The 18761-nt window shown below is 75.0% G+C and carries 18 protein-coding genes; 11 read left to right on the forward strand and 7 right to left on the reverse strand.

The features are described from left to right. The first annotated feature begins 128 nt into the window (after positions 1 to 128). Together ACLJTM_RS25785 and ACLJTM_RS25790 are read left to right on the forward strand one after the other, a co-directional pair. The gene (locus ACLJTM_RS25785) at positions 129 to 269 is read left to right on the forward strand and encodes an SPW_0924 family protein (protein ID WP_411106097.1); all 141 of its coding nucleotides are present in this window, start codon (positions 129 to 131) and stop codon (positions 267 to 269) included. Positions 270 to 283: 14 nt separating this feature from the next. Beyond that, positions 284 to 1270 (forward strand): DUF3068 domain-containing protein, encoded by a 987-nt coding sequence (locus ACLJTM_RS25790; RefSeq protein WP_411106098.1) that lies wholly within the window; start codon positions 284 to 286, stop codon positions 1268 to 1270. Here ACLJTM_RS25790 and hrpB read toward each other — a convergent pair. Further along, positions 1260 to 3815 carry an ATP-dependent helicase HrpB gene (gene hrpB / locus ACLJTM_RS25795; RefSeq protein ID WP_411106099.1) on the reverse strand — a complete coding sequence of 852 codons (2556 nt, stop codon included), beginning with the start codon at positions 3813 to 3815 and terminating at the stop codon, positions 1260 to 1262. The genes ACLJTM_RS25790 and hrpB overlap by 11 nt on opposite strands. Before the next feature lie 4 nt (positions 3816 to 3819). Next, positions 3820 to 4668: a class I SAM-dependent methyltransferase gene (locus ACLJTM_RS25800; RefSeq protein ID WP_411106100.1), complete on the reverse strand. Its 849-nt coding sequence runs from the start codon at positions 4666 to 4668 to the stop codon at positions 3820 to 3822. A 342-nt stretch (positions 4669 to 5010) separates the two neighbouring features. On the opposite strand from ACLJTM_RS25800, the gene rpsA reads away from it, so the two are divergent. The 4 genes from rpsA to ACLJTM_RS25820 all read left to right on the forward strand — a co-directional run bounded on the left by rpsA (position 5011) and on the right by ACLJTM_RS25820 (position 8784). Beyond that, the gene (gene rpsA, locus ACLJTM_RS25805) at positions 5011 to 6522 is read left to right on the forward strand and encodes a 30S ribosomal protein S1 (protein ID WP_411106101.1); all 1512 of its coding nucleotides are present in this window, start codon (positions 5011 to 5013) and stop codon (positions 6520 to 6522) included. Between the two features lie 202 nt (positions 6523 to 6724). After that, on the forward strand, positions 6725 to 7663 hold the full coding sequence (locus ACLJTM_RS25810; RefSeq protein WP_411106102.1) for a PAC2 family protein: 939 nt from the start codon (positions 6725 to 6727) through the stop codon (positions 7661 to 7663). Positions 7664 to 7701: 38 nt separating this feature from the next. Then, entirely contained in the window at positions 7702 to 8313 is a 612-nt protein-coding gene (gene coaE / locus ACLJTM_RS25815) for a dephospho-CoA kinase (RefSeq protein ID WP_411106103.1), read from the forward strand. A gap of 63 nt (positions 8314 to 8376) precedes the next feature. Continuing rightward, positions 8377 to 8784 (forward strand): tetratricopeptide repeat protein, encoded by a 408-nt coding sequence (locus tag ACLJTM_RS25820; RefSeq protein WP_411106104.1) that lies wholly within the window; start codon positions 8377 to 8379, stop codon positions 8782 to 8784. 43 nt (positions 8785 to 8827) lie between these two features. On the opposite strand, the gene ACLJTM_RS25825 is transcribed toward ACLJTM_RS25820, so the two are convergent. Beyond that, on the reverse strand, positions 8828 to 9208 hold the full coding sequence (locus ACLJTM_RS25825) for a DUF6343 family protein (RefSeq protein ID WP_411106105.1): 381 nt from the start codon (positions 9206 to 9208) through the stop codon (positions 8828 to 8830). 71 nt (positions 9209 to 9279) lie between these two features. Continuing rightward, positions 9280 to 9417, reverse strand: a complete 138-nt coding sequence (locus ACLJTM_RS25830) for a hypothetical protein (protein WP_411106106.1) — start codon at positions 9415 to 9417, stop codon at positions 9280 to 9282. Between the two features lie 437 nt (positions 9418 to 9854). Here ACLJTM_RS25830 and ACLJTM_RS25835 point away from each other — a divergent pair, with 437 nt between their 5' ends. Beyond that, positions 9855 to 12722: a DEAD/DEAH box helicase gene (locus tag ACLJTM_RS25835; RefSeq protein ID WP_411106107.1), complete on the forward strand. Its 2868-nt coding sequence runs from the start codon at positions 9855 to 9857 to the stop codon at positions 12720 to 12722. After that, complete coding sequence (locus tag ACLJTM_RS25840) at positions 12719 to 13924, forward strand: SWIM zinc finger family protein (RefSeq protein WP_411106108.1); 1206 nt, start codon at positions 12719 to 12721, stop codon at positions 13922 to 13924. Before ACLJTM_RS25835 ends, ACLJTM_RS25840 begins: the two co-directional genes overlap by 4 nt. Here the strand turns inward: ACLJTM_RS25840 and ACLJTM_RS25845 are convergent. Further along, complete coding sequence (locus ACLJTM_RS25845) at positions 13905 to 14453, reverse strand: hypothetical protein (protein WP_411106109.1); 549 nt, start codon at positions 14451 to 14453, stop codon at positions 13905 to 13907. The two genes, ACLJTM_RS25840 and ACLJTM_RS25845, sit on opposite strands and share 20 nt — an antisense overlap. 189 nt (positions 14454 to 14642) lie before the next feature. Here ACLJTM_RS25845 and ACLJTM_RS25850 point away from each other — a divergent pair, with 189 nt between their 5' ends. Continuing rightward, on the forward strand, positions 14643 to 15302 hold the full coding sequence (locus ACLJTM_RS25850; RefSeq protein ID WP_411106110.1) for a chaplin: 660 nt from the start codon (positions 14643 to 14645) through the stop codon (positions 15300 to 15302). 12 nt (positions 15303 to 15314) lie between these two features. Here the strand turns inward: ACLJTM_RS25850 and ACLJTM_RS25855 are convergent, their stop codons facing one another. Beyond that, positions 15315 to 15977, reverse strand: a complete 663-nt coding sequence (locus ACLJTM_RS25855; protein ID WP_411106111.1) for a DUF2293 domain-containing protein — start codon at positions 15975 to 15977, stop codon at positions 15315 to 15317. Between the two features lie 142 nt (positions 15978 to 16119). On the opposite strand from ACLJTM_RS25855, the gene ACLJTM_RS25860 reads away from it, so the two are divergent. After that, positions 16120 to 16488: a hypothetical protein gene (locus ACLJTM_RS25860; RefSeq protein ID WP_411106112.1), complete on the forward strand. Its 369-nt coding sequence runs from the start codon at positions 16120 to 16122 to the stop codon at positions 16486 to 16488. Positions 16489 to 16520: 32 nt separating this feature from the next. Here ACLJTM_RS25860 and ACLJTM_RS25865 read toward each other — a convergent pair whose 3' ends face one another. Further along, entirely contained in the window at positions 16521 to 17966 is a 1446-nt protein-coding gene (locus ACLJTM_RS25865) for a WGR domain-containing protein (RefSeq protein ID WP_411106113.1), read from the reverse strand. Positions 17967 to 18058: 92 nt separating this feature from the next. On the opposite strand from ACLJTM_RS25865, the gene ACLJTM_RS25870 reads away from it, so the two are divergent. After that, positions 18059 to 18703, forward strand: a complete 645-nt coding sequence (locus ACLJTM_RS25870; RefSeq protein WP_411106114.1) for a uridine kinase — start codon at positions 18059 to 18061, stop codon at positions 18701 to 18703. Positions 18704 to 18761 lie beyond the last annotated feature (58 nt).

Consider the following 18761-nt stretch of genomic DNA (forward strand, 5'->3'; position numbering starts at 1 on the left):
TGAGTACGGGTACTCAGGCGGGCGGCCGGGCACGGCGGTGAACGCGCAGGCCCAGACGGTTCTCATCTGGCCCCCGCGTTGCTACGGTGCGTCCGCCCTGACGCCTTATCAGATTCCGGAGGCCCGGCATGCGCGCAACGATCGCCGCCGCCAGCGGGCTCGTCCTCGCGGTGCTCCTCGTCCTCGCCGTCACGGCGCTCGGGGCGCCCGAAGGCAAGACCTCCCCCAAGCCCCTGCTCACCACCGCGCCCGCCGCGCCCGGACTGTAGAGGAGGGCCCGGCCATGCGACGCAGAGCGAGCCTCGTCCTGCTGGCCCTCGCCGTGTTCTGCGCGGCCCTCGCACCGCTGCTGCGCTGGTACGCGTACCCGCGGCTCGCGAAGATACCGCCGAACCAGTACCAGGAGGTGGTGCTGGAAGCGAAGGACGCCACCCTCCTCGACTACGCCGACGGCATGCAGCCCAGGAAGGTGGACAAGGTCACCATCGTCCAGACCCTCAAGGGCAACGTGGAGGCGTCCGAGGAGATCGAGGCGGACGCGGGCCGGGACGTCGTCGTCTGGGACACGCTCACGCACATCATCGGCCCCGGGGGCAGGATGGTCTCCCAGATCCCCGAGCGCTACATCTTCGACGCGCACACCCAGGACCCGGTGCACGCCACCGGGGAGATGGTGGACGGGGACGCCGTCCAGCGCCAGGGCATCGAGTTCAAGTGGCCGTTCTTCACCGAGCCGCGGGACTACCTGTACTTCGACGCGCAGACCCGCACCTCCTCGCCGATCCACTACGTCGGCCCCCGCACGTTCAAGGGCATGGACGTCTACTACTTCGAGCAGACCGTCCCGTGGACCAAGGTGCCCATGCCGAAGAAGATGCCCGTCGAGGGCATCGACCCGTCCACGATCGAGGCGACCACCGGAACCACCCTCTGGTACACGACGAAGGCGATGTTCTGGGTGGACCCGGTGACCGGCGCGCCCGTCAACGCCGAGCAGGAGATCCGGCAGGAGATGCGCGGCGGGATCGCGGCGGGCGGCCCCGACGGCAAGCTCACCGCCTTCGCCGGGCACGTGAAGATGCGCGAGGACTACAGCGCGTACACGGTCGACCTGGTCCGGGCGAACCGCCTGAAGGTCCTCGCGCTGCACACCTACGCCCCGGCCGGGCTGGCCGGCGCCGGCCTGCTGCTGCTCGGGCTCGCGCTGTGGCTGGAGGCCCGGGGCCGGCGGCGGCCGCGGGAGAGCGCCGAGGGCGAGGTCAGCCCTTGAACCGGGCGTTGGTGTGCCGGGTGGGTACGGCTCCCGCCGGGTCCTGCGGCCAGGGGTGCCGGGGGTAGCGGCCGCGCAGCTCGGCGCGGACGGCCCGGTAGCCGTCCCGCCAGAACGAGGCGAGGTCGGCGGTGACGGCCGCGGGCCGCCCGGCCGGCGACAGCAGGTGCACCAGCACCGCCACGCCCGCGACCCGGGGGGTCTCGGCCAGCCCGAACAGCTCCTGGAGCTTCACGGCGAGGACGGGCTGCCCGGCGGAGTAGTCCACCCGGATCCGGGAGCCGCTGGGCACCTCGATCCGTTCGGGCGCCAGCTCGTCCAGCCGGGCGGCCTCGCCGGTCGCCCACGGCAGCAGCCGGGTCAGGGCCTGCCCGGCGTCGATCCGCCCGAGGTCCGCGCGGCGCCGGGCCCGGGACAGCTCGGGCTCCAGCCAGTCCCCGGCGCGCTCCAGCAGAGCGGCGTCGTCGGCCACGTCGGGCCAGCCGCCGCCGAGCGTGCGGTGCAGGAAGCCGAGCCGGGCCCGCAGCGCCACGGCGTCCCGGGTCCAGTGCAGCAGGCCGAGGCCCTCGGTGTGCAGCCCCTGGAGCAGCGCGGCCCGCACCAGCTCCGGGTCCGGGTCGCGCAGGGGCCGCACGGTCAGCTCGATCGCCCCGAGCCGTTCGACGGAGCGGGCCACCACGGCGCCGTCCTCCCAGCGCACCTCCTCCCCGCCGCCCAGCAGATGCCCGCAGGCGGCGCGGGCCGTCCCCTCGTCGACGACGGCGGCCAGCCGCACCCGGGCGCAGACGGCGTGCGCGGCCCGGTCCGCGACGGCGACCGCCAGCCAGGGCGCGCCGCGCAGCCCCGAACCGGCGCCCGGCTCGGCCGCGGTCCCGGAGGCCATCAGGAACACGCCCTCGCCCCTCGCCTTCGCGACCCGCTCGGGGAAGGCCAGGGCGGCGACGAGTCCGGCCGCGCCGTCGTCGCCCACCGGCCGCGACTGCGCCGCGGAGTCCGCCCCGGACCCGGACCGGGGTGCGCGGGCGGAGCCCGCAGGCTCCTGGGCGGCCCGCTCCAGGCGGCGGACCTCCGCCCGCCAGCGCGCCGCGTAGCCGTCGCCGCCCCGGCGGGCCTGCCGCCAGGCCGCGGCCAGGTCGTCCCCGTACTCGCGCGGCGGCTCCTCGCTCAGCAGGGCCACCACCTCGGCCGCCCGGCGGGAGCCGAGCGCGGCCGAGCCGTCCAGCAGGGCCCGGGCGAGCCGCGGGTGCAGCCCCAGCCGGGACATCCGCACCCCGCGCGGCGTCGGCCGGCCCGCCGCGTCCACCGCCGCGACGGCGAGCAGCACCTCGCGCGCCGCGGCCATCGCCCCGGCCGGAGGCGGATCCAGCAGGGCCAGACCGGTCGCGTCGGGGTCGCCCCAGCAGGCGGCCTGGAGGGCGAACTGCGTCAGGTCGGCGATCCGGATCTCCGGGGACGGGAAGGAGGGCAGGCGCCCGTCCTCGGCCTGCGTCCAGCAGCGGTACACCGTCCCCGGCGCCTCACGGCCCGCCCGGCCCGCCCGCTGGCGCCCGGCCGCCCGCGAGGCCCGTACGGTCGCCAGCGCGCCCAGTCCGCGCGCATGGTCGACCCGGGGCTCGCGGGCCAGCCCCGAGTCCACCACCACGCGCACCCCCGGCACGGTCAGGCTCGACTCCGCCACGGCGGTGGACAGGACCACGCGGCGGTGGCCGGCGGCCGTCAGCGCCGCGTCCTGGACGTCGGCCGGAGCCCGGCCGTGGATCTGCAGCACCTCCGCGTCCACCCCGGCGAGCTGCCCGGCGACCCGGGCGATCTCCCCGACGCCGGGCAGGAAGCACAGGACGTCGCCGGTGCGCTCCGCCAGGGCCCGGCGCACCACCGAGGCCACGTGGGCGAGCTGCGCGGGGTCCACCCGCATCCCGTGCGGGGGCCGCACCGGGCGCGCCGGGGGAGCCCACACGGTCTCCACCGGGTACGAGACCCCCGCCGCCTCGACGACCGGGGCGCCGCCCAGCAGCCGGGCCCAGCCGGCCGCGTCGGTCGTCGCCGAGGCCGCGACCAGGCGCAGCTCCGGCCGCAGGGTCTGGCGCACGTCCAGAAGGAACGCGGCGACGGTGTCGGCGTCCAGGTGCCGCTCGTGGCACTCGTCCAGGACGACCACGTCGACCCCCGACAGCTCCTGGTCACGCTGGAGCCGCTGGAGCAGCACCCCGGTGGTGACGACCTCCACGGCGGTGTCGGGCCCCACGACCCGTTCCCCGCGCACCGTGAAGCCCACCGGTCCGCCGGGCTGCCCGCCCAGCAGCCAGGCCATCCGCCGGGCCGCCGCGCGGGCGGCGATGCGCCGCGGTTCGGCGACGACCACCCGGCGCCGGGGACCGCCGCCCACCAGCCCGGCCAGGACCAGCGGCACCAGGGTGGTCTTGCCGGTGCCGGGCGGCGCGCAGAGCACGGCGGTGCCGTGGCCGTCGAGGGCGGCGGTGAGCGCGGGCAGGGCCTCCCGCACCGGGAGGGCGTCGAGGGCGGCGGTGCGGTGGGGCGGGGTCACCGGGTCAGTCCCTCTCGCACACGAAGATCGCGGTGCCGGGGATCAGGCCGCCGCGCAGCGGGGACCAGCCGCCCCACTCCTGGCTGTTCCACGCGGGCCACTCCGGTTCGACCAGGTCGACGAGGCGGAAGCCGCCCGCCACCACGTCGCGGACCCGGTCGCCGATCGTGCGGTGGTGCTCGACGTACACGGCCTCGCCGTGCTCGTCCTGCTCGACGTACGGGGTGCGGTCGAAGTAGGAGGCGGCGACGGACAGTCCCTCGGGGCCGGGCTCGTCGGGGAAGGCCCAGCGCACGGGGTGGGTCACCGAGAAGACCCAGCGGCCGCCGGGGCGCAGGACGCGGTGCACCTCGCGCATCACGTTCACCGGGTCGGCGACGAAGGGGACGGCGCCGTACGCCGAGCAGGCCAGGTCGAAGGAGGCGTCGCGGAAGGGGAGCCGGCCGGCGTCGGCCTCCACCAGGGGGACGCCGTCACCGATGCGCAGGGCGTGCTGGAGCTGGCGGTGCGAGAGGTCGAGGGCGACCGGGCGGGCGCCCCGGGCGGCCAGCCAGCGCGAGCACTGGGCGGCGCCCGCGCCGATCTCCAGGACGTCCTTGCCGGCGAGGGAGGCGGCGGGGCCGAGCAGGGCCGCCTGCTCCTCGTCCAGGCCCTCGGGGCCCCACACGAAGCGGTCGTCGCCGAGGAAGGCGCCGTGCTCGTTCTGGTAGTCGTCGGCGTTGCGGTCCCACCAGCTGCGGCTGGCCCGGCTGCTCTCCGCTTCCCCGGCGTCACGCCGGGTGGCCTCCGCGTCCGCGTCGGTGTCGCCGTCGGCTCCGAGCGCGTCTTCGGGGGCGTAGGACTCTTGGTTCATGGGGCCCGTCGTCGTAGTCTGCGAAGGAGGCAGGAAGGGCCACCAGGGCCTCCCCGCCGGAGAATTGTGCCGGTTATCCGGCGATCCGCCCGCGGTGTGCGCCTTCGCGCATTGACCCTGTCGGGCTGCCCCCGTATGCTACAAGTTGCGCTGCGAGCCTGTGCTCCTCAGACCTAGCAGGCTGCGCTTGCATCTGTTGATGTCCCCTCGGTTTTCGAGGCCCCGCCGCTCTTCTGCGGATCGGGGGCCTCCTTGGCTGTCCGGTCTTCGGTGGATGCCGATAAGGGCTCCCGGCGTAGCAGTACCTACGACTTTCTGTCCGTAACCGGAGCCCTTTCCCACATGACGAGCAGCACCGAGACCACCGCCACCACTCCGCAGGTTGCGGTCAACGACATCGGCGACGCGGACGCGTTCCTCGCGGCGATCGACGAGACGATCAAGTACTTCAACGATGGCGACATCGTCGACGGCGTCATCGTCAAGGTTGACCGGGACGAGGTTCTCCTCGACATCGGTTACAAGACCGAAGGCGTCATCCCGAGCCGCGAGCTGTCGATCAAGCACGACGTCGACCCGAACGAGGTCGTCAAGGTCGGCGACGAGATCGAGGCCCTGGTTCTCCAGAAGGAGGACAAGGAAGGCCGCCTGATCCTCTCGAAGAAGCGCGCTCAGTACGAGCGTGCCTGGGGCACCATCGAGAAGATCAAGGAAGAAGACGGCATCGTCACCGGTACCGTCATCGAGGTCGTCAAGGGTGGTCTCATCCTCGACATCGGCCTCCGCGGCTTCCTGCCGGCCTCTCTCGTCGAGATGCGTCGCGTCCGCGACCTCCAGCCCTACGTGGGCAAGGAGCTCGAGGCGAAGATCATCGAGCTCGACAAGAACCGCAACAACGTGGTCCTGTCGCGTCGCGCCTGGCTTGAGCAGACCCAGTCCGAGGTTCGCCAGACGTTCCTCACCACCCTGCAGAAGGGTCAGGTCCGCTCCGGCGTCGTCTCCTCGATCGTCAACTTCGGTGCCTTCGTGGACCTGGGCGGCGTCGACGGTCTCGTGCACGTCTCCGAGCTCTCCTGGAAGCACATCGACCACCCCTCCGAGGTCGTCGAGGTCGGTCAGGAAGTCACCGTCGAGGTCCTCGACGTGGACATGGACCGCGAGCGCGTCTCCCTGTCGCTGAAGGCGACGCAGGAAGACCCGTGGCAGCAGTTCGCCCGGACCCACCAGATCGGCCAGGTCGTCCCGGGTAAGGTCACCAAGCTGGTTCCGTTCGGTGCGTTCGTCCGCGTGGACGAGGGCATCGAGGGCCTGGTCCACATCTCCGAGCTGGCCGAGCGCCACGTGGAGATCCCGGAGCAGGTCGTCCAGGTCAACGACGAGATCTTCGTCAAGGTCATCGACATCGACCTCGAGCGTCGCCGGATCTCGCTGTCGCTGAAGCAGGCCAACGAGTCCTTCGGTACCGACCCGGCCTCGGTCGAGTTCGATCCGACCCTCTACGGCATGGCCGCGTCGTACGACGACCAGGGCAACTACATCTACCCCGAGGGCTTCGACCCCGAGACCAACGACTGGCTCGAGGGCTTCGACAAGCAGCGCGAGGCCTGGGAGACCCAGTACGCCGAGGCGCAGCAGCGCTTCGAGCAGCACCAGGCGCAGGTCATCAAGAGCCGCGAGGCCGACGAGGCCGCCGCTGCCGAGGGTGCTGCCGCTCCGGCCGCCACCGGTGGCAACGCCGGTGCGGGCATCTCGGGTGGTTCGTACTCCTCGGAGTCGGACGAGACCTCCGGCGCCCTGGCGTCGGACGAGGCCCTGGCCGCGCTCCGCGAGAAGCTGGCCGGCGGCCAGAGCTGATCGCAGCGCGCACGCACTCCGGTGTGAGCAGAGCTGGTTGAGGTGAACGACGAGGCCCGTCCCCTTCGGGGGGCGGGCCTCGTCGCGTTCCCCCCGTCCCGGGACCCGGGACGGAATGCGGCGGGAATGCGGCCAACTGGGGAATGCCGGCGCCTCCTTGCACGTTCTTGGCAGGGAACGAGGCGAGGGAGGAGTGGCAACGGTGCTTGATCCACAGGGTTTGTACGAATGGGACGCCAAGGGCCTGGCGGTGGCCGACCTGGCGCTGGCCCAGGACTCGGCCGGGCTGGTCATGCTCTACCACTTCGAGGGGTACATCGACGCGGGTGAGGCCGGGGAGCAGATCGTCGAGCGGCTGCTCGACACCCTGCCCCACCAGGTGGTGGCCCGCTTCGACGCGGACCGGCTGGTGGACTACCGGGCCCGGCGCCCGCTGCTCACCTTCGAACGGGACCACTGGACCGAGTTCGAGGAACCCCGGCTGGAGGTGTACCTGGTCCAGGACGCCACCGGCGCCCCCTTCCTGCTGCTCTCCGGTCCCGAACCGGACGTGGAGTGGGAGCGGTTCTCCGTCGCGGTCCGGGAGATCGTCGAGCGGCTCGGCGTGCGGCTCTCGGTCAACTTCCACGGCATCCCCATGGGGGTCCCGCACACCCGCCCCGTGGGGATCACCCCGCACGGCAACCGGACCGACCTCATGCCGGGGCACCGCAGCCCCTTCGACGAGGCCCAGGTGCCCGGCAGCGCCGAGTCGCTCGTGGAGTTCCGCCTCGGCCAGGCCGGGCACGACGTGCTGGGCGTCGCCGCGCACGTCCCGCACTACGTGGCCCGCTCCCCGTACCCGGACGCGGCGCTGACCGTGCTGGAGGCGATCACCGCGGCGACCGGCCTGGTCCTGCCCGCCGTGGCGCACGCCCTGCGCACCGAGGCCCACCGCACCCAGACGGAGATCGACCGGCAGATCCGCGAAGGCGACGACGAGCTGGTGTCCCTGGTCCAGGGCCTGGAGCACCAGTACGACGCCGCCGCCGGAGCCGAGACCCGCGGCAACATGATCGCGGAACCTGCCGAGATCCCTTCGGCGGACGAGATCGGCCGGGAATTCGAGCGGTTCCTCGCCGAGCGCGAGGGGGAGAACTGACCGCGGGGATTCCGCGGCCGCGGCATTAGGCTGCGGGCATGCTGAAAGTGGGCCTGACGGGCGGAATCGGTGCCGGCAAGAGCGAGGTCTCGCGGCTGCTGGCGGGGTACGGGGCGGTCCTCGTGGACGCGGACCGCATCGCACGGGAGGTCGTCGAGCCCGGCACGCCGGGACTCGCGGCCGTCGTCGACGCCTTCGGCCAGGAGGTGCTGACCCCGCAGGGGGACCTGGACCGGGCCCGGCTGGGCGCGATCGTCTTCGCCGACCCGGCGAAGCTCCAGACACTCAACGCGATCGTGCACCCGCTGGTCGGAGCCCGGTCGGCCGAGCTGGAGGCCGCTGCCGGGTCCGACGCGATCGTGCTGCACGACGTACCGCTGCTCGCGGAGAACGGCCTGGCGCCGCTCTACGACCTGGTGGTCGTCGTGGACGCGGCCCCCGCCACCCAGCTGGAACGGCTGACCGGGCCGCGCGGGATGGCCGAGGGCGAGGCGCGGGCCCGGATGGCCGCGCAGGCCACCCGGGAGCAGCGGCTGGCCGTGGCCACCCTGGTCATCGACAACGACGGCCCGCTGGAGGCACTGGAACCGCAGGTCCGCCGGGTGTGGGCGGAGCTCACCGCCCGCGCCCGGGCCGTACGGCCGGTGTAGGGGGTCCACCGAGCTGACCGGCGGCCGCGCGTGGAACGCGTTCGCAGAGGGAAGGATCAGACCGTGTCCGACACCACGCCGCAGCCTCCGCAGCCCGCGTCCTCGCCGTCCGGCGGGACGAGCCCGGAGACGCACGTCATCGACTACCGGGCCGCCGAGCAGCTGCTGGCCGCTCGGGACCCGCGCGGCGCCGTCAAACTCCTCGACTCGGTGATAGCCGCCCACCCGGAGAACACGGCGGCCCGCCTGCTGCGCGCCCGGGCCTTCTTCGCGGCCGCGCAACTGCGCCCCGCGGAGCTGGAGTTCGAACTGGTGCTGGAGCGGGAGCCGGACAACGCCTTCGCGCATTTCGCGCTGGCCCGCACCCACCAGCGCTCCGGCCGTCCCGCGCAGGCCCGCAAGCACTTCCGGCTGGCCGCCGCCCTGGACCCGCAGCCGGAGTACCTGGAAGCGGCCCGCTTCGACGAGTAGGACCCCGGCCTGCAGGACCCCGGCCGCGGCCCGGGCGGGCGAATCAGTCGGCGCGCCCGGGGCCCGGCGGGCCCTGGGGGCCCGCCGGGCCCTGCGGACGGTGCGGCTCCTGAGGGCGGTGCGGCTCCGGCGGACGGTGCGGCCCCTGCGGACGGTGCTGCTCCGGGGAATGGTGCGGGGGTTCGTACGGCGGGATGTCCCGGCCCGGCTGGTAGTGCGGGCCCTGGCGGATGTGCCGGACCACCACCGCCAGGTCGGTGGCCGCCAGCAGCGCGAGCGCCCCGCAGACCGCGGCCCAGCCGGGACGGTCCGCCAGCGCGAACGCCACCGCCCCGCCGGCGCCCCACAGCACCCCCCACAGGCTCAGCCAGAACCGCAGCCGCAGCGGACTGCGGGCGGTCACCGGCTCGTTTCCGGAACGCATCGCTCCCGCCTCGGATCGCGGACTGCCCCCGGTGTCCATGGTCCCACCGGGGGCGTCCGCATGCGCCGTGATCAGGGGTTGAGCCGGTGCACGGCCTTCGTGGTGGTCTTCTGGAACGCGCCGACCGGGGCGTCGGAGAGGTTGCCCATCCGGCCCCACGGGACGGCCGTGACCGTGGCCCCGTCCCGTCCGATGCCGAAGAGGTGCACGCTCGGCGGACTCGGGGAGGCAGACGTGCACCCCGTAGACGTGCGCCCCCTCCTCGACGGCGAGCGTGCCGCAGTCCTGCCAGGAGGCGGTGCTTGCCCGGGTGGGTCCGCAGCCGGTCGGCGGCGCAGGCCGCCGCCTTGCCCTCCAGTGCGCCGGCCGGCTCCGCGGCCGCGGAGCCCGAGGAGGACCGTACGGACACCTGCACGGCGGCGGTGTCGAACGTGGTGCCGAACCCGCGGTGCCGGCCGCCGGCCGCCGGGGGCCCCGTCGAGGCGGCTCCGCCGCGGGCCGCCCGGTCTGCGGCTACGCCGCGGAGCTGGGCCGCTGGGCCCGCTGAGCCGGGCGTAGGCCCAGGTCAGCAGGGGTTGTCAGTGCTCCCGCCTAGACTCGGTGCACGGGAGATCCGCACCGACCGGGACCGGGGGAGGGGAAGCTTATGACACCGCAGTCGCAGCCGCAGCCGGCGCCGACCGGTGGCGGCGCCGCCACCGGTGCGCTGCTGCGCCATGCCGCCGTCTTCCTGCCCGCGGCCGTCCCCCGCGAGGGCCTGGTGGTCTTCTGGGCGCCCGGCGGGGAGGCGCTGCCCGAGGCGGGCACGCCGACGCCGCTCACCGTCGTACGGCCGCACGGCGAGGGGGTCCGCAGCCGCACCGTGCCCGCCGTGGCCCTCTCCGTGGCGGCCGCCCTCCCCCTGCTCGTCCGGGCGTCCCGCAGCCCCGCCGCGCATCCCGCCACCCGTGTCTGGGGCGCGGCCGCCGCGCAGGCCCTCACCCTGACCGCCCGGGGCCGGCTGCTCCCGGGCCTCACCCCCGAGGGGGTCGACGCCTGGCGGGCCGGCCCGCTGGAGGCGTCCGATGTCGACCGGGTCCGCGCCCTCGCCGCCGCGCTGCCCCACGAGGGGTACGCCACCCCCCTGGCGGGGCGCCGCCCGCTCCAGCTGCCCGCACCGGAGGCGCTGGTCCGGGCGTTCCTCGACGCCGTCGCCGACACCCTGCCGCGCACCCCGGCCGCGGCGGTGGCCGCCGGGCGGCCCTTCGCCGCGCGGGAGCCGCAGCAGGTCCCGGAGATGGCGGACTGGGCCGCGCAGGTCGCGGCCGGCGCCGACACCGGGGTGGGAATGTCGCTCCGGCTCGACCTGTCGTCCTTCCGCCTCTTCGACGGGCCCGGGGAAGAGGAGGACCCCGCGGCGGAGGTCCGCCGGGCCGGGGCCGCCGTCGTGCAGGTGCACAGCCTCGCCGACCCGACCCTGGTCACCGACGCCGCCGCGCTGTGGGCGGGCGCGGCCGCCGCCGGTTTCGGCCCCCGCGCCCGCATCGACGCCGTGCTCGCGCTGCGCCGGGCCGCCCGCGTCTGGCCGCCCCTGCTGCGGCTGCTCGACCAGCCCGCCCCCGATGTCCTTGCCCTCTCGGACCCGGAGCTGGAGGACCTGCTCGGCCCGGCCGCGGACCGGCTGGCGGCCGCCGGGGTGCCGGTCCACTGGCCGCGCGAGCTGGCCCGCTCACTGTCGGCGACCGCCGTCGTCCGCTCCACGGCGCCCGGGTCGGCCACCGACGGCACGGCCTTCTTCGACGCCGGGCAGCTCTTCGCCTTCTCCTGGGAGCTGGCCCTCGGCGGGGACCGGCTCACGCCGGGCGAGATGGACGCCCTGGCCCAGGCGCACCGGCCCGTCGTGCGGCTGCGGGACCAGTGGGTGCGGGTCGATCCCGCGCTGGTGCGCAAGGCGCGCAAACGGGAGCTGGGACTGTTGGACCCGGTGGACGCCCTGGCCGTGGCCCTGTCGGGCACCGCGGAGGTGGACGGGGAGCCCGTCGAGGCCGTTCCCGTCGGCGCGCTGGCCGCACTCCGGGAGCGGCTGACGCGGGAGCCGGCCCCGCTGCCGCAGCCGGCCGCGCTGAAGGCCACCCTGCGGGACTACCAGGCCCGCGGCCTGGCCTGGCTGGACCTGATGACCTCCCTGGGGCTGGGCGGCTGCCTCGCCGACGACATGGGGCTGGGCAAGACGGTCACCCTGATCGCCCTGCACCTGCACCGGAACCGCGCCGAGCCGACGCTCGTCGTGTGCCCGGCGTCCCTGCTGGGCAACTGGCAGCGGGAGATCGAGAGGTTCGCGCCGGGCACGCCCGTACGGCGCTTCCACGGCGCCGCCCGGAGTCTGGAGGGGCCGCCCGGCGGCTTCGTCCTCACCACGTACGGCACGATGCGGGCGGCCGCCCCCGAGCTCGCCGGGCAGGCCTGGGGCATGGTCGTCGCCGATGAGGCGCAGCACGTCAAGAACCCGCACTCGGCGACCGCGAAGGCGCTCCGCACGATCCCGGCACCCGCCCGGGTCGCGCTGACCGGGACCCCGGTGGAGAACAACCTCTCCGAGCTGTGGGCCCTGCTCGACTGGACGACCCCGGGGCTGCTGGGGCCGCTCACCGCCTTCCGGGCCCGGCACGCCCGCCCGGTGGAGCACCAGCAGGAGGAGGACGGGGGCAACGAGGCGGCGGTGGCCCGACTGGCCGCGCTCGTACGGCCGTTCCTGCTGCGACGCAAGAAGTCCGACCCCGGCATCGCGCCCGAGCTGCCGCCCAAGACGGAAACGGACCATCCGGTCTCCCTGACCCGCGAGCAGGCCTCGCTCTACCAGGCCGCGGTGGACGAGGCGATGGCGGTGATCGAGGCGAGCGAGGGGATCGAGCGGCGCGGCATGATCATGAAGTTGCTGGCCTCGCTCAAGCAGATCTGCAACCACCCCGCGCAGTACCTGAAGGAGGAGCGGCCGCGGATCGCGCACCGCTCGGGCAAACTCGCCCTGCTGGACGAGCTGCTGGACACCATCCTCGCCGAGGGCGGCTCGGTGCTGGTCTTCACCCAGTACGTGACGATGGGCCGGCTCATCGAGCGGCACCTCGCGGACCGGGGGATCTCCCACCAGTTCCTGCACGGCGGGACACCGGTGCCGCGCCGGGAGGAGCTGGTGGACCGCTTCCAGGCGGGCGAGGTCCCCGTGTTCCTGCTGTCGCTGAAGGCCGCGGGCACCGGGCTGAACCTGACCCGGGCGGGCCACGTCGTCCACTTCGACCGCTGGTGGAACCCGGCGGTCGAGGAGCAGGCCACCGACCGGGCCTACCGGATCGGGCAGACCCAGCCCGTGCAGGTCCACCGGATCGTCGCCGAGGGCACCGTCGAGGACCGGATCGCCGAGATGCTGGAGGCCAAGCGGGCGCTGGCCGATGCCGTCCTCGGCTCGGGCGAGTCGGCGCTGACCGAGCTGGGCGACCGCGAGCTGGCCGACCTCGTCTCCCTGCGGAGGACCGCGTGATCACGGCGAAGGACGACCGCCGCCGCACCTTCGAGGCCGTGCCCGCGGGGGCGCAGGCGGCGAGCTGGTGGGGCCGGGCCTGGACGGCGGCCCTGGAGCAGGCCTCCCGCGACGGCGCCCGCCTCGACCGGGGGCGGGCCTACGCGGCCGGAGGCCACGTCGACGCGGTCACCGTCACCCCGGGCCGGATCGTGGCGTACGTACGGGGCAGCCGCCCCCGCCCCTACCGCACCGAACTCATCCTGCCCGCGTTCGCGGACGACGAGTGGAGCGTCCTGCTGGAGGCGGTCGCCGCCGAACCCGCCTCGCTCGCGGCCCTGCTGGAGCGGGAGGTCCCGCAGAGCCTCGCCGGGCAGGTCCTGCCCGCGGCCGGTGAGCTCCTCGCGCGCTGCTCCTGCCCGGACCCGGCCCGTCCGCCCTGCAAGCACGCCGCGGCCCTCTGCTACCGCACGGCCCGGCTGCTGGACGAGGACCCGTTCGTCCTGCTGCTGGTGCGCGGCCGCGGCGAGCGGGAGCTGCTCGAAGAGCTCACCCGGCGCAACGCCGCCCATGCCGCGCGGGAGCGTCCCCGGTCCGCACCCGGGTTCCCGGGGGTGCCGGCCCGCGCGGCGCTCGCCCGGACCGCTCTGCCCCCGCTGCCCGCGCCGCTGCCCGTGCCCGCCGCGGCCGGGCTCCCGCCGGCGTACCCGGCCGACCCCGCCGGACCGGATCCGCTGGCCCTGGACCAGCTCGCCTCCGACGCCGCGGCCCGAGCCCTCGCCCTGCTGGCCACTGCCGAGGACCCGCTCGCCGGGCTGAGCCTCTGGCAGGACGCCGTCCGGCTGGCCTCCGCTCATCCGACGGCCGGCCTCACCGGAGCGGCCCGCGTCCTCTACCGCGACCTGGCCCGCGCCACCGGCCGCAGCACCACCGACCTCGCCCGGGCCGCCGCGGCCTGGCGCCAGGGCGGCCGCGCGGCGCTCGCGGCCCTGGAAGAGCCCTGGGACCCGCCGGCGGGCCCCTTCGACCGGGCCCGGCCGGCGCTGATCGCGGCCGGCCGCGGGTCCTTCCGTCCCGCACGCAACCGCCTCAGCTGCGGCACCCGGCAGCTGCGGCTGGGCCGCGACGGCCTCTGGTACGCCTACGAGTCCCGTCCCGGCGACGAGGACTGGTGGCCCACGGGACGGCCCTGCCCGGACCCGGTCACCGCCCTGCGGGGCTGATCCCGTCCGCCCAGCGCGTCAAGGCGGTGAAGTCGCGCTCGCGCAGGCCGTGCCGGGGACGGATCCGCAGCAGCAGCGCCGGGGACGGGTGGTGGGCCGCGACCCAGGCCCGGTCCCGCGGCGTGATCATGTCGTCGACCCAGGCGAAGGGACGGCCGGCCGCCCAGGCGACGAGGGGCCGGGTCTTCCAGGAGAGGCCCTCCGGATCGCGGGCGAACAGCTCCGGCCAGTCGACGACGGGGAGGTTGCCCGGCAGGCCGATGTGCGGGGCGATCAGCGTGTTGGCCTGGTGCGTCCAGGCCGTGGCCCAGGCGAGTTCGAAGGGCAGTGCGAGCAGCCGGGCCCCGTGGGAGGGGTGGAGGCGCACCCGGGCGCCGCGGCGTGCGCTGCGGGAGGCCGGGTCGCGGTACGACAGCCACACGTCCGGGTGCATCCGGTGGCTGGTGTACCCGCGCAGGCCGGCGGAGAGGGACCGGAACGGATTCAAGGGGCCGTCCACATCGAGGAGGAGCAGCGGGCGAGCAGTCATGCACCAGGCCATACCCCTTACCCGTTGGAGTGAAATATCCCCCGCCCCTATAACCCGAACGGGTTCAAGGCGTTGTCTCCGGTGCGGGCCCAACACCCGTGAACTTTGCGGAAGGCAGGAAATCTGATGCTTCACAGTCGTCGGAATGGTCTGATCGCGGCGGTGGTTGCGGGAGGTGGTCTGGCGGTCGTGGGTGTGAGCGGACTCGCCTACGCCGATGCGGAGGCGGGCGCCGCGGCCGAGAACTCGCCCGGCCTGCTGGCCGGGAACCTGGTGCAACTGCCCGTGCACACCCCGGTGAACGTGTGCGGGAACACCGTCAGCGTCATCGGCCTGCTCAACTCCGCCGCCGGGAACCGCTGCGCCAACGGGGCGCCCGGCGCAGGTGCGCACGGCGGGGCGAACACGGCGCAGCAGTCGGCCCCGTCGTCGCGGGCGGGCGGGAGCGCCGTCTCGGGCAACGGCGGCGGCGCCACGGCCGACGCACGCGGAAAGGGTTCACCCGGACTGCTCTCCGGAAACGGGCTCCAACTCCCGGTCCAGCTCCCGCTGAACGTCAGTGGGAACGCGGTGAGCGTCGTCGGCATCGGCAACACCTCCAGCGGCAACACCTCCGTCAACGGCGAGGTGCCCAGCGGGGCGAAGCCGCCGGTCCAGCCGGTCCAGCCTGTCCGGCCGCCCGTCGAGGAGGAGCCGGTCGTGGTCCCGCCCGCACCGCCTGCCCCGCCGCGCCACACGGGGGCCCTCGCCCACACCGGAGCCGACGCCCTCGGCTACCTGCTGCCCGGTGGCGGCGCCCTGCTGCTCGGCGGAGCCCTCCTCTACCGCCGCTTCCGCCCCGCCGCGTAGCAGGTACGGCGGTCAGCCGCCCGGCGGCGTGCGGCGCCAGGCGTCCAGGACGGCCTCGATCTGCGGGGCGATCCGGGCACGGGCCGCGAACCGGGGGACGCCGGCCATGAGCAGGGAGTCGTAGGCGGTGTCGGTGTGCCGCACGGCCGCCCGGACCGCGTACGCCACCGCCTGCTCGTCCAGGGCCCGGCCGGCCGCGCTGCGCCCCACCCGGCCGCTGCCGCGCACCGAGGCGTGGGCGGCGATCGCCACCGCCCGCTCGGCCGGACACCCGGGGTAGAGCCGCACGACCGCGGCGGCGAAGGCCGCCGTGAAGCGGACGTCCTGCGCGGCCCTGCGCAGCCGGTCGCGCTCCCTGCGCCGGGCCCGCGCCTCGGCGTCCGCCAGGCAGGCCCGCTCCGCCCGGGCCAGGGCCGCGTCCTCGACGAGGATCCCCCGGCGCTCGTGGCGGTGGCGCCGCCGGTCGAAGCGCACGACGACGGCCGACAGCGAACTCCCCTCCCGGGCGCGGCGGGTGAGGGCCGCGTCGCCGCGCGGCAGGTACACCAGGTGCCCGAGGTCCGCACAGTCGAGGCAGCGCGGAACGCCCGCCTCGCGCACCAGGTGCCGCAGTGGGCCCCGCCGGCACTCCGCGCAGTGGATCTGCTTCGCCGATTCGAAGACGACCAGGCTCATACAGGGGTGATACCGCCGATCGGACCTCATATCACCTGGTCGGAAGGGCGGGTTGAGGTTTCGTCAACTCTTCCTCGATGGCGGGGTGGCCTTCTACGGTGTGACGGGTGGGCCGCGGCAGGAGTCCACCGAGGAGGGGCACATGGGTGGACAGCAGGCGACGGTACGACCGGCGAGGGCGCGCATCGCGCGGATCCCGCGCGGACGGGAGATCGTCATGGCGCCCGGCAGCTGCACGGGCTGGCACTACCACCGGGTCCGGCTCGACGCCGTCGTCCTGGCGGGGACGCTGACGCGCGTCCTGCACGACCGCACGGTGGAGGTCCACACGACCGGGACCCGCTTCGTGGAACCCGCGGGCAGCGGCCACGTCCACCTGGGCCACAACCTCGGCACCGAACCCGTCGTGCTGTACGTGACTCCCGCGCTCCCCGAGCGCGCCCCCTTCTCCATACCCGTCCCGGCCCCCTGCGGTGCCACCCCCGCGGTGTGCCGCGAGCACGCCGGCTGAGCGCCCCGGCCCCCCGCGCGGCCCGCACCGGCTCACACCAGCCGGCGGATCTCCCCGCGCACCCGGTAGAAGCCGCCCGACGCGGCGTGCAGCCCGTCCACGACGTACCGGGCGCCGGGCTCCCGGATCCCGAGCGGGAACTGCACGTTCCACGACGGCTCGAACCCGGTCGACACCACCTGCACCCGCAGCCGGCCGCCCTGCTGCACGCACTCCACCACCACGCCGCCGGCGGGCGCCGCGGCCACCGAGACCGTCGCCACCGCCGCGGCCGAGGCCGCCGGGGTGAACACGGGCAGCGCCGCAGCCGACTTCACGTCCAGCGCGGCCGGCACCGAACCCTGCTGGGCCGCCGCGATGGCCCCCTCGCTCGCGTCCACGCAGACCAGCGAACCGTCCGTCGTCACCAGGTACAGCCGCTCGTCCAGGTACTGCATCGACAGCGCGGCCCCGCCACCGGTGCCCAGCTTCCACAGCCGCCGCCCGTCGGCGTCGAAGCAGTACACCGAGGAGGCCAGGTCGCCCGCGAACACGTGCCGGCCGTCCGGCGAGGTCGCGCACGCGTACACGGCCGCGTCGCACCGGTAGCCGGCCTCCACCGCACCCGTCGCCTTCGACAGCCGCTGCACCGTGTTGCGCCCGGTGCCCGCGTACACCGCATGCTCCTCCTGCCAGCCGAACAGCACCGGGCCGTCGGTCGCCGTGTGCCACAACTCCCCGCCCCCGTCCGGTGCGTAGGCCGTGACCCCGCCGCTGTGCCCGTGGTAAACCGCATCGGCGTCCGCCCGCACCATCCAGGCCTGGGAGCCTGGAGAGCGCCGCGACCACTGGAACTCGTCCTCGTGGTCGATGACCGTCAGCCCCCCGCTGCGGTCCGACACGTTCAGCACGCCCTCGTGGATGTCGAGCCAGAAGATGTCCACGTCCGGCGCGATGTCGTAGGCCCCGAACGGCACCTTCGAGGACAGGTCGTACACCGTGCCGTCGTCACAGCCCGCATAGATCCAGAACTCGTCCGCCACCAGGCATTTCACCCCGTCCGGCAGGGAGTAGCGGGCCAGCACCTCACCGCCGTGGCTCAGGGTGTACACGTCGCCCGCCTGGTTGCCGACCCAGCAGCGGTCCTCGTCCACGTGGATCCCGAAAGCCGAGGAACCGGTGCGAAAGCGCCACAGCACGGGGGCCACCGCGCGGGCCGTCGACGGGGCCGCCGTGACCTGGCGGCGGGTCACCGACCGCGCCGCACGCCCGCCGCGCACCGCGGGAGCGTACCCCTTGCGGATCTTCTCCCCGACCTTCTTCGCGGCGGCGGCCCGGGCCTTCTCGGCGGACGGGAAGGAGGAGCTCTGCACCGCGCCGTCCGCGCCGATGCGCCCGTACCGGACGGAGACGGCGGTGCCGTCCACCGTCACCTCGTAGAACTTGTGCGCGCCGCCGCCGTCCTGCGACAGCTCCAGGTACGTCGTCTCCCGAGCCATGACCGACCCCTCCCCGAAAGCCGGGCCGCCGGCCCGTGTCCGCCGGCGGTCCCTCAGGGGAAAAGCTAGGCGCCACCACTGACAATGGGCGGGTGCACCTGGAAGCGATCACCTGGCAGCGGATGGCCGAGCGGCTCGCCGGCCACCTCGACGACCACCGGCCCGCCGACGGGGAGGCCGTCTGGCAGCGGGCCGGCATCGACGGCGCGCCCGCCGCCGACACCGGGGTGCTCGCGGGACACCTCGCGGAGGAACTCCGGCGACGGGGCCGGGCGGTCCTGGTGGTCCCGGCCGAGGGCTTCCTGCGCCCGGCCTCCCTGCGCTACGAGTTCGGCCGCGAGGACGTGGAGTCCTACCTCGGCGGCTGGTACGACACCGCCGCGCTCTGGCGCGAGGTGTTCGGCCCGACGGACCCCGGCGGCACCGGGCGGGTGCTGCCCGACCTGTGGGACCCGGTGACCGACCGCGCCACCCGCAGCCCCTACGCCCCGCTCCCGCCCGGCGGCGTCCTGCTCGTGCACGGCCCGCTGCTGATGGGGCACTGGTTCCCCTTCGACCTCTGCGTCCACGTCCGGCTCTCGCCCGCGGCCCTCGCCCGCCGCACCGAGGAGTCCGCCCGCTGGACGCTGCCCGCCTTCGCCCGCTACGAGGCCGAGACCGACCCCGCCGCGACCGCCGACGCGGTGGTCCGCGCCGACGACCCGCGCCACCCGGCGTGGACCGGCATCCGCACCTGAACCCGCCCGCCGGGAACGGCCCGCCCGGCCGGAGGCCCCCCGCCCGGCCGGAGGCCTC

The organism is Streptomyces sp. cmx-4-9 (assembly GCF_046548835.1).
In the GTDB taxonomy this organism is placed as follows: Bacteria; Actinomycetota; Actinomycetes; order Streptomycetales; family Streptomycetaceae; genus Streptomyces.

Excerpts from the sequence above, each read along its gene's own strand:
- ACLJTM_RS25785 (WP_411106097.1), top strand. The coding sequence starts at position 129 with ATGCGCGCAACGATCGCCGCCGCCAGCGGGCTCGTCCTCGCGGTGCTC.
- ACLJTM_RS25790 (WP_411106098.1), top strand. The coding sequence starts at position 284 with ATGCGACGCAGAGCGAGCCTCGTCCTGCTGGCCCTCGCCGTGTTCTGC.
- ACLJTM_RS25800 (WP_411106100.1), bottom strand. The coding sequence starts at position 4,668 with ATGAACCAAGAGTCCTACGCCCCCGAAGACGCGCTCGGAGCCGACGGC.
- rpsA (WP_411106101.1), top strand. The coding sequence starts at position 5,011 with ATGACGAGCAGCACCGAGACCACCGCCACCACTCCGCAGGTTGCGGTC.
- coaE (WP_411106103.1), top strand. The coding sequence starts at position 7,702 with ATGCTGAAAGTGGGCCTGACGGGCGGAATCGGTGCCGGCAAGAGCGAG.
- ACLJTM_RS25825 (WP_411106105.1), bottom strand. The coding sequence starts at position 9,208 with ATGCGTTCCGGAAACGAGCCGGTGACCGCCCGCAGTCCGCTGCGGCTG.
- ACLJTM_RS25835 (WP_411106107.1), top strand. The coding sequence starts at position 9,855 with ATGACACCGCAGTCGCAGCCGCAGCCGGCGCCGACCGGTGGCGGCGCC.
- ACLJTM_RS25845 (WP_411106109.1), bottom strand. The coding sequence starts at position 14,453 with ATGACTGCTCGCCCGCTGCTCCTCCTCGATGTGGACGGCCCCTTGAAT.
- ACLJTM_RS25855 (WP_411106111.1), bottom strand. The coding sequence starts at position 15,977 with ATGAGCCTGGTCGTCTTCGAATCGGCGAAGCAGATCCACTGCGCGGAG.
- ACLJTM_RS25860 (WP_411106112.1), top strand. The coding sequence starts at position 16,120 with ATGGGTGGACAGCAGGCGACGGTACGACCGGCGAGGGCGCGCATCGCG.
- ACLJTM_RS25865 (WP_411106113.1), bottom strand. The coding sequence starts at position 17,966 with ATGGCTCGGGAGACGACGTACCTGGAGCTGTCGCAGGACGGCGGCGGC.